General features: G+C 61.8%; 15 protein-coding genes. 10 read left to right on the top strand and 5 right to left on the bottom strand.

Annotated elements, in window-relative coordinates:
• Positions 1-362 precede the first annotated feature (362 nt).
• Complete coding sequence (locus HGO38_RS29135; RefSeq protein WP_250959287.1) at positions 363-632, bottom strand: DUF2188 domain-containing protein; 270 nt, start codon at positions 630-632, stop codon at positions 363-365.
• A 184-nt stretch (positions 633-816) separates the two neighbouring features.
• On the opposite strand from HGO38_RS29135, the gene HGO38_RS29130 reads away from it, so the two are divergent.
• Both HGO38_RS29130 and HGO38_RS29125 read left to right on the top strand, forming a co-directional pair.
• Positions 817-1,911, top strand: a complete 1,095-nt coding sequence (locus HGO38_RS29130; RefSeq protein ID WP_250959286.1) for a calcium:cation antiporter — start codon at positions 817-819, stop codon at positions 1,909-1,911.
• Positions 1,912-2,092: 181 nt separating this feature from the next.
• Positions 2,093-3,283: an OpgC family protein gene (locus HGO38_RS29125; RefSeq protein ID WP_250959285.1), complete on the top strand. Its 1,191-nt coding sequence runs from the start codon at positions 2,093-2,095 to the stop codon at positions 3,281-3,283.
• A 272-nt stretch (positions 3,284-3,555) separates the two neighbouring features.
• Here HGO38_RS29125 and HGO38_RS29120 read toward each other — a convergent pair whose 3' ends face one another.
• Complete coding sequence (locus HGO38_RS29120) at positions 3,556-4,758, bottom strand: pyridoxal phosphate-dependent aminotransferase (protein WP_250959284.1); 1,203 nt, start codon at positions 4,756-4,758, stop codon at positions 3,556-3,558.
• 380 nt (positions 4,759-5,138) lie between these two features.
• On the opposite strand from HGO38_RS29120, the gene HGO38_RS29115 reads away from it, so the two are divergent.
• The 5 genes from HGO38_RS29115 (at position 5,139) to HGO38_RS29095 (ending at position 8,681) form a co-directional block, all read left to right on the top strand.
• The gene (locus tag HGO38_RS29115) at positions 5,139-5,531 is read left to right on the top strand and encodes a hypothetical protein (protein ID WP_250959283.1); all 393 of its coding nucleotides are present in this window, start codon (positions 5,139-5,141) and stop codon (positions 5,529-5,531) included.
• Positions 5,521-5,673 (top strand): hypothetical protein, encoded by a 153-nt coding sequence (locus tag HGO38_RS29110; RefSeq protein ID WP_250959282.1) that lies wholly within the window; start codon positions 5,521-5,523, stop codon positions 5,671-5,673. The genes HGO38_RS29115 and HGO38_RS29110 overlap by 11 nt, the downstream gene beginning before the upstream one ends.
• 162 nt (positions 5,674-5,835) lie before the next feature.
• A complete protein-coding gene (locus HGO38_RS29105) occupies positions 5,836-6,993 on the top strand; it encodes a PQQ-dependent sugar dehydrogenase (protein ID WP_502941661.1) in 1,158 nt (385 codons plus the stop codon).
• A gap of 125 nt (positions 6,994-7,118) precedes the next feature.
• A complete protein-coding gene (locus HGO38_RS29100; protein ID WP_250959281.1) occupies positions 7,119-8,009 on the top strand; it encodes a DMT family transporter in 891 nt (296 codons plus the stop codon).
• Between the two features lie 456 nt (positions 8,010-8,465).
• Positions 8,466-8,681 (top strand): cold-shock protein, encoded by a 216-nt coding sequence (locus HGO38_RS29095; RefSeq protein ID WP_168474828.1) that lies wholly within the window; start codon positions 8,466-8,468, stop codon positions 8,679-8,681.
• Between the two features lie 121 nt (positions 8,682-8,802).
• On the opposite strand, the gene HGO38_RS29090 is transcribed toward HGO38_RS29095, so the two are convergent.
• The 3 genes from HGO38_RS29090 to HGO38_RS29080 form a co-directional block, all read right to left on the bottom strand.
• Entirely contained in the window at positions 8,803-9,453 is a 651-nt protein-coding gene (locus HGO38_RS29090) for an MBL fold metallo-hydrolase (RefSeq protein ID WP_250959280.1), read from the bottom strand.
• Between the two features lie 74 nt (positions 9,454-9,527).
• Entirely contained in the window at positions 9,528-9,695 is a 168-nt protein-coding gene (locus tag HGO38_RS29085; protein WP_250959279.1) for a hypothetical protein, read from the bottom strand.
• Between the two features lie 33 nt (positions 9,696-9,728).
• Positions 9,729-10,055 carry a hypothetical protein gene (locus tag HGO38_RS29080; protein ID WP_250959278.1) on the bottom strand — a complete coding sequence of 109 codons (327 nt, stop codon included), beginning with the start codon at positions 10,053-10,055 and terminating at the stop codon, positions 9,729-9,731.
• Here HGO38_RS29080 and HGO38_RS29075 point away from each other — a divergent pair.
• The 3 genes from HGO38_RS29075 to HGO38_RS29065 are packed head-to-tail and all read left to right on the top strand — an operon-like array spanning position 10,024 to position 12,664.
• Positions 10,024-10,539: a MarR family winged helix-turn-helix transcriptional regulator gene (locus HGO38_RS29075; protein WP_502941659.1), complete on the top strand. Its 516-nt coding sequence runs from the start codon at positions 10,024-10,026 to the stop codon at positions 10,537-10,539. The two genes, HGO38_RS29080 and HGO38_RS29075, sit on opposite strands and share 32 nt — an antisense overlap.
• Positions 10,540-10,543: 4 nt before the next feature.
• Positions 10,544-11,242 carry a response regulator gene (locus tag HGO38_RS29070; protein WP_250959277.1) on the top strand — a complete coding sequence of 233 codons (699 nt, stop codon included), beginning with the start codon at positions 10,544-10,546 and terminating at the stop codon, positions 11,240-11,242.
• 39 nt (positions 11,243-11,281) lie between these two features.
• Positions 11,282-12,664: an ATP-binding protein gene (locus tag HGO38_RS29065; protein WP_250959276.1), complete on the top strand. Its 1,383-nt coding sequence runs from the start codon at positions 11,282-11,284 to the stop codon at positions 12,662-12,664.
• Positions 12,665-12,669: the final 5 nt, after the last annotated feature.

Below are 12,669 nucleotides of genomic sequence, written 5' to 3'. Positions count from 1 at the left end.
AAACTGCGGACGTCGCGTCTTGTTCGAACGAAACCTTGCCTTGCATGCGGGACTTGCTCCCCATCATCTGTTCAGGACAAACGTGAAGACGGACGGACCAAGCTCTGCCTCGGTTCAAGCCAAGGGGAAACGGTCCCGCCCGCCAGATCCCTCGGAGGTGGCCACCTCCGAGGGATCACGCCCAAACAATACCATCAAGGCGCGGATCAATGATGCAAGGGGGGTAAACGGCAGACTCTGAACGGTCGTGTATCAAGCGGCGAAACAAACTTGATTCAGAACATGAAGCTGTTGACGCAGCGGATCAACCGCTGTCCCGGGAGATGAGCGAAGGCGCTATCCCCTTGAAGAGACTCGACCTCTCAAACCGTGGCGTTGCCCGACCCGTCGTAGCGGTCGACGATCTCGACTTCGGGCCGGTCGCCGCCGTCGCTATATTCGGCGTGCCACTTGCCCTTCTCGTCCTGGTAGCTGATCTGCACGGGCTCGTCGCCGACCTGCTGCTCGTTCACGACGATCCGGGCCGCCTCAAGCGCCTCGGCATGACTGGAGAAGGTCTCGGAATACACTCCGTCCGCCCGATAGGCCCAGCCGCCGTCATGGGGCACGATCTCATAGGTCATTTTCGTCATGATGGTCTCCTCGATGGCATATGCGTCCACTCCTCTCGAAGCAGCAATATCTCATCATCCGTCCGGAACTGAAAATCGAGGCCCCCGGCCTTGATGCCGCAGCGGATCGCTTTAGGTTGGGGGGACAGGCCCCGCACGCCGGCAGCTTCGCCAAAAATCCTAACCCGCCATCGAAAGACCCGCCATGTCCATCCTGAAACAGGAACGTGTCCTCCTTATGCCTTTGCTGCTGGCCGCCATCGGCTTCTGGAGCGAGCATGACATCCTGGCTGAGGGCAAGCTCGTGTCGGTGATTGCCGCCGTCGTGCTGATCGGCGGCATCCTGCTGGTGTCGTTGCGCGTCGCCCATCATGCCGAAGTGCTGGCCCACAAGGTCGGCGAGCCCTATGGCACGATGATCCTGACGCTTTCGGCCGTCGCGGTCGAGGTGCTGATCCTGGCCATCATGATGAGCAACGAGGGCTCGCCGACCCTGGTGCGCGATACGATCTATTCGGCGGTCATGCTCGACATCAACGGCATCCTCGGCCTCGCCGCTCTGCTCGGCGGCCTGAAGCACGGCGAGCAGCCCTATAATGACGATAGCGGCAAGACCTATGGCGTGATGATCCTGACCGCCATGGGAATTTCGATGATCGTGCCGGAATTCATCCCTCAGGCGAAATGGCAGTTCTATTCCGCCTTCACCATTTTTGCGATGATCGCGCTTTACGCCCTGTTCCTGCGCAAGCAGGTCGGAACCCACAGTTATTTTTTCAGCTACAGCTACCCGCGGCGCGACACGGCGTCAAAGGCCGGCGGCCATGCCGATCAGGCCACCGAGGATTCGGCCGGCGCCTCGATCGCCGTCATCCTGTTCGGCGTGCTGCTGATCGGCATCCTGGCGGAAATGATGTCGATCTTCCTCAACACCGGCCTTGAAGGATCCGGGGCGCCGGTGGCCCTCACCGCCATTCTGGTCGCCGGCATTTCGGCCGGCCCCGAAATCCTCACTGCGCTGCGCGCCGCCCTTGCCAATCGCATGCAGGCCACCATCAACATCGCCATGGGCGCCTCGCTTTCCACGGTCATCCTGACGGTGCCGGTCATGGAGGCGATCGCCCTTTATACCGGCCAGCCCTTCATCATGGCGATGACCCCGGTGCAGACCGTGATGGTCTTCATCACCCTGATCGTCGCGGCCATCAACCTCAACGATGGCGAGACCAATGCCATCGAGGGCATGACCCATTTCATCCTGTTTGCGACCTTCATCATGCTGTCCTTCCTCGGCCTCTGAACCCCGCGCCACCCGCATGCCGATCCAGTTTCACGTCGATTTTTTCGGGAACCTTTCCGGAAAAAACGCGTTGAAAACCTGCGACCTCCGTCTTCGCGACACCGAGAGCGCCGCATTGTCAACACGATGCGAGTGAAGAAACGACCCGCCTGGGGGTCGGGCCAACTCGGGAGCCGAGACGATGAAACGATTAGATGTTCTCGACGGGATGCGTGGTTACTTCCTCGTCTTCATGCTGTTAAACCACCTCATTTTTGCCGGCGGATACTGGCTTGTGGAGATCAATCACCGCCAGCTGACCTTTGTCGAGGACGCTCAGGGCTTCGTCTTCATGTCCGGTCTGCTGGTCGGCATGGTCTATGCCCGCAAGATGCTGAAGAGCGGTTATGAGGCCGGGCGCGACAAGATCTGGGCGCGCGCCATCGAGCTTTATCGCTACGCCATGGGCATCGTGCTGTTCGTCCTGGCCGCCCGCCTGCTGCTGCCCGGCGCCACCGCCATCTGGCAGGATTGGCTCGGCGTGATTGCGCTCAACGACCCCTGGCGCCTCACATCAATTGCGACATTCTTCTACCAGCCGACCTTCATGGATATCCTGCCGCAATACATCATCTACATGATCTTTGCCCCGGCGCTGATCTGGCTGTGCATCACCGGTCGCTGGACCTGGGTGGCGATCGGTTCGCTGGTCATCTGGATGGCCGGCCAGCTCGGCCTGCAGCGCCTGATCACCTACCCGATCGACGGTATGCTCGGCGCGCCGGACCAGGAAGGCATCCGCGCCAGCTTCAACCTGCTCGGCTGGCAGATCGTCTTCTTCTCAGGTCTCGTCGCCGGCTCGCTGACCGCCATGAAGAAGATCGAATGGAGCCGCATCTTCAGCCCGGAAAAGACCCTGATCCCCAAGGTTGCCGCCGCCATTTTGCTGTTCTTCCTGCCGCTGCGCATCGCCACGGCCCATGACCTGATGCCCGGCTTCATTCTGGAAAAGTTCGGCACCATGGAAATCCGCGCCGATTTCGGCCCGGTCTATCTGCTGAACTTTGCAGCCCTTGCCGCCGGCGTCGCCTGGCTCTTGATTGCCGGCCCGCGCCACCATCACCCCTATGTGCAGAAGGCGGCGTCTGTGCTGACCGGCGTATTCAGCCTCAGCTTCCTGCAGCTGCTCGGCCGCCATTCGCTGCATGTCTATGTCTGGCACGTCATCATCGTCTTCCTGGTGCGCTATATCGACGGCATCAGCCCGGATTTTTCCGAGCTGACCAAGACGGCCATCGCCATCTCCTGCGTCGCCCTGCTCGCCCTGCCGGCCCTCTACCGCGAGCGCGAGACCTTCTGGCCCACCGGCCCCGCCGAACCGAAGAAGGCCTGAGCGAGCTCCTGAGGACCAAACAACCGCAAACGCAGATCGGGCCGGATGATCCCTCATCCGGCCCGCTCTTTTTACGCTTGGTATGTGCCGAGGACTCTGCCCCCCACCCTAGCCCTCTCCCCGCAGGCGGGGAGAGGGGACGTGCCCCACTCCTCGTGCGAGAGGACGGAAACGGTGCGGCATATGTCCGTCTCCCCGTTCACGGGGAGAAGGTGCCGGCAGGCGGATGAGGGGCTTCCTCAAGAAAGAAGGCCCGTCAAACGGAAATCCTCTTACTTGCAGGCGGCGCAGAAGCGCTGGATGCGCTTGCAGGCTTCTTCCAGCTGCTCTTCCGAGGTCGCATAGGAGATGCGGAAGTTCGGGCCGAGGCCGAAGGCCGAGCCGTGCACGACGGCAACGCCTTCCGATTCCAGCAGCTCGGACACGAAATCCTCGTCCGTCTCCATGACCTTGCCGCTCGGCGCCGTCTTGCCCATCAGTCCGGCGCAGGACGGATAGACGTAGAACGCACCCTCCGGCGACGGGCATACGATGCCCTTGGCCTGGTTCAGCATCGAGACGACCAGATCGCGGCGACCTTCGAAGATCTTCTTGTTGACCGGGATGAAGTCCTGCGTGCCGTTCAGCGCCTCGACGGCGGCCCACTGGGCCACCGAGCAGGCGCCCGAGGTCTGCTGGCCCTGGATCATGTCCATCGCCTTGATCAACGTCAGCGGACCGGCAGCATAGCCGATGCGCCAGCCGGTCATGGCATAGGCCTTCGACACGCCGTTCATGGTCAGCGTGCGATCGTAGAGCGTCGGCTCCACTTCGACCGGGGTGACGAACTTGAAGTCGCCATAGGTCAGGTGCTCGTACATGTCGTCGGTCAGCACCCAGACATGGGGATGCTTGACCAGCACATCGGTCAGCGCCTTCAGCTCGTCGAAGCTGTAGGCGGCACCCGACGGGTTGGACGGCGAGTTGAACAGGAACCACTTGGTCTTCGGGGTGATCGCCTTTTCGAGGTCTTCCGCCGTCAGCTTGAAATTGTTGTCCTGGGTGGTCGCCACGAACACCGGCGTGCCGCCGCACAGAGCCACCATTTCCGGATAGGACACCCAGTAGGGCGTCGGGATGATCACTTCATCGCCCGGATTCATCGTCGCCATGAAGGCGTTGAAAAGAATCTGCTTTCCGCCGGTGCCGACGATCGTCTGCTCCGGCTTGTAGTCGAGACCGTTTTCGCGCTTGAACTTCTCGGCAATCGCCTTGCGCAGTTCCGGAATGCCCGAGACCGGCGTGTATTTGGTCTCGCCGCGATTGATCGCATCGATCGCTGCCGCCTTGATATTGTCTGGCGTATCGAAGTCCGGCTCGCCGGCGCCCAGACCGATCACATCGCGCCCACTGGCTTTCAGTTCACGGGCTTTCTGCGAGACGGCGATGGTGGCGGAAGGCTTTACACGGGAAAGAGCGTCGGCGAGGAATGCCATGGTCAGTGTCCTGAGCTGTTGATCGGGCGGATGCCTCGACAGCGCCAAGGCTCCAGGTTCAAGCTCTATGGCGAATTCGCCCCTCGCTTTCAAGCTTAAACCTGTCTCGGTCACGATGTTTTGCGACAATGGCCGCCGGCGGCCCCAGACGGCGGGATGAATCCGCATGTCAAATGACATCTCGTTCGCCGCTGAAACCAAATGTGTCGGGAGGGTCGGACCGGCGCTTGCCCTTGTAGATCAGGCGATTGCGCGCTTTTTCCCGCAAATCACGAGATCGCCGTAATGATTGCCGTGGTTCGCCGCAATTTCTCCCCCGTCCCGTCCATTTGCAGGGCTTCAAATAGGGCAGCGTTCAACAAGGATCGAGGGGATCTGCCATGTTTCTGGGTGATGAAGAGGAAGGCACTCTGCGCTTCCGGCTCCCACTCTGGCAGGCCCGGATGACGGCGGCAGCGCTGCTGGCCTGTCTTTTTATGTTTCTCGGGCTGATGATTCCCGCCCATGCCGCACCACCCCAGGCCGCGCCGCACCGTGTCACGAACGAGGTAACCGCCGTGCCGATAACGGCCCCGGCGCCGGATGCGGGCCGTATCCCGACCGAGACTGCTTTTCTCGTCACGCCGCCGCAAACAGTGCTCCCTGCCGACCGCCGTATCATCATGGGCCTGCTTTTGCTGTCCTTCGTCGCCATGGCCTCTGCCTGCATGGCCTTCTGGCGGCGCAGCATCAAGGACATGCTGCAGGCGCAGGGCAAGCGCCGTGTCTCCTGATCAACCCAGCCGCCGCAAAAGGGCATGGCAGCGCCTGAGCCCGACTCAAAAGTGGATTGCCGCAGCGCTGGCGGCCATGGCACTCGCCGGGATCGCGCTGATCGGCAACGGCCTCTACATCAAGGCCTTGGCAGCGCTTTAGCCGGGTCATCCTCAAGGCCGATCGATCATCGCCCCCCTCTTCGCACAGACCCCGTGAATAGCCGGCGCCCCCGCGATCACGAAATCGCGACCGGCAAAATCCTTGTCAAAGCCTTGCACCTCCCCAAATAGCGGGGAGATGATCCCGACGGAGGCAAGACCGATGACCGATGCAAACACCCCCGCCCGCGCGCTTTCAACCCTCGCCGCAGCCCTGCTGGCCGGCTCGATGCTGGCCGTAGGATACGCGCAGGCCGGCGACCGCGTGCCGACCCAGAAGGTCGAGCTCGATATCGAGAAGATCGCCGACGGTCTCGAAAACCCCTGGTCTGTCGAAGTGCTGCCGGATGGGGCCTATATCGTCTCGGAACGGCCGGGCCGCCTGCGCATCATCCGCGACGGCAAGCTCGGCGCGCCGCTTGAGGGCCTGCCGGAGCTCTTCGTCGGCGGCCAGGGCGGCCTGCTTGACATTGCCCTGTCGCCCGATTTCGCCACCAGCCGCCAGTTGTTCTTCACTGCTTCGGTCAAAGGCGATGGCGGCCAGGGCACGGCCCTCTTCCAGGCGGTCCTCGATCAGAATGATTCAGCGCTCACCTCCGTCCAGCAGATCTTCGCCATGAACCGCTTTACCGGCACCACCCAGCATTTCGGCTCGCGCATCGCCATCGCAAAGGACGGCAGCCTGTTCTTCGGCATCGGCGACCGCGGCAAGGAGGATCGCGCCCAGGATATCCAGGATCACGCCGGCTCGATCATGCATGTCAAACCCGACGGCACACCGGCCGATGGCAATATCCTGGCCGAGAAAGGCGCCCTGCCGGAGATCTGGTCGATCGGCCATCGCAATCCGCAGGGCATCACCATCGATCCGGCCGATGGCACGCTCTATACCGTCGAGCACGGCGCCCGCGGCGGCGACGAGATCAATGCCCCGAAAGCCGGCGAGAACTACGGCTGGCCGGTCATCTCCTATGGCAAGCACTATACCGGCGCGGAAATCGGCATCGGGCAGGCAGCCGATGGCTACCAGCAGCCGATCTATTACTGGGATCCGTCCATCGCGCCCGGCGCCATCGATGTCTATCGCGGCGCCATGTTCCCCGAATGGGATGGCAGCTTCCTCGTCGCCGCGCTGAAATACCAGCTGCTGGCCCGCATGGAGCGCGACGACAGTGGCGCCGTTATCAGCGAGGAACGGCTGCTCGGCAAGGATTACGGACGGATCCGCGACGTCAAGGTCGCACCCGACGGTTCCGTGCTGCTGGTCACCGACGAAGAGGACGGCGCCCTGCTCAGGATCACCCGCGCGCCATCGACGTGATCGGCGACGGGCGCGACGGATAAGGGGCGAACTGCGCGCTGCCGCACCGCCCTTGTCGGCAACCGGTCTGCCTGCTAACGCTCACCGGTCTTAACCCCCTGCCGAACCGGTGAGTTGCAGCCTTCATGACCCGCATCCAGGCCAATCTGGCCCTGCTTCTCGCAGCCGCCATCTGGGGCGGCGGCTTTGTCGCCCAGTCCCAGGCCATGGCCCATATCGGGCCGAATTGGTTCAACGCCCTGCGCTTCGGCCTGGCCTTATGCGCCATCCTGCCCTTCGTCTGGCACGAGGCAAGACGCGCCACTGTCACACTGTCGATGCGGGAATGGATCGGGTTTACATTGGCCGGCCTCTGCCTGCTGGCCGGCCAGACCGCCCAGCAGATCGGCATCCAGACCACCACCGTCACCAATGCCAGCTTCCTCACCGGCCTCTATGTCGTCCTCGTCCCGGTCATCTCGGTCCTGGTCCTCAAACGATCGCCCCATTGGGTCATCTGGCCGGCGGCCCTGCTGTCGCTGGTCGGCATCTTTTTCTTGAGCGGCGGATCTCTGTCGGCGCTGAATGGCGGCGACCTGCTGATCATTCTCTGTGCGCTATTCATCGCCGGCCAGATCATCCTGACCGGACTGATGGTGCGTTTGAGCGGTCGCCCCATGGCGCTCTCGGCCATGCAGTTTGCCGTCTGCGTCATCGGCGCGACGGCGGCCGGCGCGGCCGTCGAGCCTTTCGACGCGGTGGGCATCTCCGCCGCGCTGCCGCAGATCCTCTATGCCGGCCTGCTCTCCTCCGGCGTCGCCTTCGTGCTGCAGGTCGTCGGCCAGCGCTACACCACCTCGCCGCAGGCGGCGATCTTCCTCTCGTCCGAAGCCCTGTTCGGCGCCCTCTTCGGCGCCTGGCTGCTTGGCGAGACCCTGCCGACGATCGGCTATATCGGCTGCGCCACGCTGTTTTCAGCCATGCTCCTGGTCGAACTGGTGCCGGAAGTGACCCGGCGAAGGGTAAAAAACGCCTGATTTTTAGGCCTGATGAAATTTTGCATTTTCTGCGAAAATTCCACGGCAAAGCCATCGGAAATTCGCAAATAGCATCGTAGGCGATGCACTTTTCAGCGCCAGGGCGAGGTTCGCTTTGAAAAACCGGCCACATGAGGGGCCGTCAAGCCCGACATGTGCTGCATTTGCGGGACTTTGTTAAAAAACTTTTGCTTGCCTATTCCGAATAAACGAAGCAATCTTGGCGTGTTCGGGCAATTTGCGAGCACGGGAAGAGCTTATAATTTCATGCGCGCCGGAGACGCAGAAGTTCCGGGCACCAGCAGATGAATCGTCCTTTTGGTCGAAACCCAGTCGCTGGTTGCGGTAGCAAGGCCCCTTTCCTCACATTTCGAGAAATGCCTGTCGCACACCCGTTGAGGGATTTATTGCAATGCTGTCCGTCGACACCGGACAGAGACAAAAGGGACCTGACGCATGGCCGAAACTGGCACTGTAAAATTCTTCAATACCGACAAGGGCTTTGGCTTCATCAAGCCGGACAATGGCGGAGCCGACATCTTCGTGCATATCTCTGCCGTTCAGGCGTCCGGGCTGAACGGACTGACTGAAAACCAGAAAGTAAGCTTCGATACGGAACCGGACCGCCGCGGCAAAGGGCCGAAGGCCGTCAATCTGCAGGTCGATGGCTGAGCCTTGACCTCTCTTTGAGACTGCAAGCTCAGACATTCGCGTTGCGGCCCGGCAAGTTTGCCGGGTTTTTTTATGCCCGCCTGTCACCCGAAAACGCTCCCGCTTCGGGACGCAGAGATGCTCAAAGACCGACGAGATAGGGATTGCTGCGCCGTTCATCGCCGATGCGGCTGCCTGGACCATGGCCGCAGATGAAGCCGACCTCGTCGCCCAGCGGCAGCACTTTGTCGCGGATCGAGGCCAGAAGCGTGGCATGATCGCCGCCCGGCAGATCGGTGCGGCCGATCGATCCGTTAAACAGCACGTCGCCGAGATGGGCGAATTTCTGCTGCCGGTTGAAGAAGATCACATGGCCCGGCGCATGGCCCGGACAATGATAGACCTCGAAGACATGATCGCCGAACGACACGCGGTCACCATCGGCAAGCCACCGGTCCGGCACGACATTGCGCATGGTGCCGGGCGGCACCCCGAATTTCTCGGCCTGCGTCTCGATGCGCTGCAGAAGCGGCAGGTCGTCCTCGTGCGGGCCGACAATGTCGAGGCCAAGCTTTTCTTTCAGTTCCGCCGCGCCGCCGGCATGGTCGAGATGACCGTGCGTCAGCCAGATCTCTTTCAGCATGATGCCGTTCTGCTTTACGGCCTCGACGATCGCCTCGACATCGCCGCCCGGATCGACGACCACGCCCTCCTTCGTCTCCGTGTCGAAGAGAATGGTGCAATTCTGCTGAAAAAGCGTCACCGGGATGATCCCGGCCTGAAGCTGGCCCATGAAGTCCTCTGCCCTAAATGAACGAACGATGGGTGAGCATATAGTCGAAGAATGACCTTATGCCACCCGACGGTTCATTTTACGGACAGAATTTCCGTATCGGCCGCGGCATAGCCGGGCAGCGCCACATTGGCGATCAGGATGCAGGCGACCGCGAGCTTCGCCGCCAGTACGGTCACGACCACAGGCTTGAGCAATGCCTGAACGGAGGCTTCGCTATGGTCCGGTTGAGCCTGTGCCATGAATGGTCTTCCTTCAATGAGAGTGACAGTCGATTACACCATCGGTCTTGCTTCTGCCTTAAGATTCTTGCGGAAAATTGGTTTCATTTGCACAACCGCAAATCCTGCATTCGGCCGATGGGTGATGCAGCCTTGCAACACCATCTCGCCGTGCATGATCACTCTTTTCATTGGTGTTTTTTTGAAACTGAGCTTAGTTTTGCCAAAAAATTGACGGCACTGCTCTCTGCATGCCGAAATGGCAATTCCAGGCGGCAGCGACAGGCGGATTTCGATCGGTCCCCAGTCGAAAATCCGCGGACCGCTTGAGCGAAAAGGAAGCATAATCGTGCCGACACAGTCGATGGCAAGGGTTGCCAAGAAGCTATTGCCGGAAATGCCTGTCATTGACGACAAGACGATCGATTTCGAAACCATCGAATTGTTCTTTTTCGCCTATCGCGACTTCATTTCGGATCCGGACGCAATTCTCGCCAAGATCGGCTATGGCCGCGCCCATCACCGCGTCGTCTATTTCGTCAGCCGCCGTCCCGGCATGACCGTGGCCGACCTTCTCAATATCCTGCGCATCACCAAGCAGAGCCTGGCGCGGGTGCTGAAGGAACTGATCGATTCGGGCTATATCCGCCAGATGACCGGTCCGGCGGACCGCCGCCAGCGCCGCCTCTATCCGACCCTTGCCGGGCGCGAACTGGCGCTGGCCCTCTCGGAGCCACAATCGCTGCGCATCGCCCAGGCCTTTGAGACGCTGAAGCCCGAAATGCGCGAAGGCGTGAAGCTTTTCCTGCAGGCCATGGCCGGCGGCAGTGCCAGGCCGGATCCATCGGACAGCGAAACGGATTGAGACGATGAAAAAGCTTCACCTTCCCGACGATGCCCCCCATCTGCTGGTGGTCGATGACGACACCCGCATCCGCGATCTCCTGAACCGCTATCTCTCCGAGCAGGGCTACCGCGTCACCGTGGCCGCCGATGCCCGCGAGGCAAGGCGCCGGCTCGAAGGCCTGAGCTTCGACCTGCTGGTTCTCGATGTGATGATGCCCGGCGAGAGCGGCCTGTCGCTTGCCCAGTCGCTGGCCCGCGAGAAGCAGGCGCCGATCATCATGCTGACGGCCCGCGCCGAGGCCGACGCCCGCATTGCCGGCCTCGAGGCCGGCGCCGACGATTATCTCGCAAAGCCCTTCGATCCGCGCGAACTGGTGCTGCGCATCAACAATATCCTCAGGCGCAATGCCGCGCCGGAAACGCCGAAGATCGAGCAGGTGATGTTCGGTCCCTACACCTTCTCGATCCTGCGCAAGGAATTGAAGAAGGCGTCCGAGGTGATCCGCTTGACCGACCGCGAGCAGGACATCATGCTGCTCTTTGCCATGCGGGCCGGCGACACCATTCCGCGCCACGAACTGGTCGGCGGCGATGCCGAAGTCGGCGAGCGGACCATCGACGTGCAGATCAACCGCCTGCGCCGCAAGATCGAGGACGACCCGGCCAATCCGGTCTGGCTGCAGACCGTCAGGGGTATCGGCTACCGGCTCAGCATGGACTGACCGCCGGTGGCGCGAACATGAAAAGAGATCCAAAGCAGGATGGCCATCTTTGATTCCCTGAGGCGAGATCCAGACCGCCCGCCGCAATTCGGCTTGCGCTGGATGTCCCGTTGGCTCAGGCGGCAATTGCCGACCGGGCTCTACGCCCGCTCCCTGCTGATCATCATCCTGCCGATGCTGATCCTGCAGACCGTGCTCGCCTTCCTGTTCATGGAGCGCCACTGGCAGATGGTGACGCAGCGGCTGTCCTCCGCCGTCACCCGCGATATCGCCGCCGTCATCGACCTGATCGAAACCTATCCCTCGGCCGAGGACAATGCCATCATGGTGCGGATCGCCCGCCAGAGGCTTAACCTGGCCGTGTCCGTGGAGACCAATGGCGAACTGCCGGCCCCGCGGCCGAAACCGTTCTTCTCCATTCTCGACCAGATCCTCAGCGACCAGATCACCAGCCAGATCCGCCGGCCGTTCTGGATCGACACCGTCGGCGATTCCAAGCTCATCGAGATCCGCATCAAGCTCGACGGCAAGGTCCTGCGGATCTTTGCCAACCGCAACCAGGCCTACGCCTCCAACACCCATATCTTCCTGTTGTGGATGGTCGGCACCGCCTTGGTGCTGATCATCATCTCGACGCTGTTCCTGCGCGGCCAGATCCGGCCGATCCTGTCGCTGGCCCGCGCCGCCGAAAGCTTTGGCAAGGGGCAGAAGCCGCCGGAGGATTTCAGCCCGAGAGGCGCCGACGAAGTGCGCCGGGCCGGTCTCGCCTTCATCCTGATGCGCGAGCGCATCGAGCGGCAGATGGAGCAGCGCACCGCCATGCTGACCGGCGTCAGCCACGACCTGCGCACCATCCTGACCCGCTTCAAGCTGCAACTGGCGCTGGCCGGCGACAATCCCGAACTCGACGCGCTCGGCCAGGATGTCGAGGACATGCAGACCATGCTGGAAGGCTACATGGCCTTTGCCCGCGGCGAGGCCGAAGAGGATCTCGGCACGCTCGACCTGCGCGCCCTGTTCGACAAGCTTCAGAACGACTTCGCCCTGCATGGCAAGTCCCTGACCTATGGGATTCAGGGAGAAGAGGAAATTTCCGTTCGCCCCAATGCCTTTGCCCGCCTGGTCGGCAATCTCGCCTCCAACGCCATGCGCTATGCCAATCGGCTGGAGATCGATGCCCGCCAGAGCGCCAAATGGCTGACGGTGGTCTTTGACGACGACGGACCGGGCATCGCCCGCGAATTTCGAGACGACGTCTTCAAGCCGTTCTTCCGGCTCGACGAGGCGCGCAATCTCGATGCCTCGGGCACCGGCCTCGGCCTCGCCATCGCCCGCGATATCGCCCGCAGCCATGGCGGCAATGTCATGCTGGCCGACAGTCCGCTCGGCGGCCTGCGCGCCACGATCCGCATCCCGGTCTAAGCGAC

The organism is Rhizobium sp. CG5 (assembly GCF_023701945.1).
Lineage (GTDB): Bacteria > Pseudomonadota > Alphaproteobacteria > Rhizobiales > Rhizobiaceae > Allorhizobium.
The sequence above is the reverse complement of the archived record's forward strand: the minus strand, read 5'-3'. Positions and strand labels throughout refer to the sequence as shown.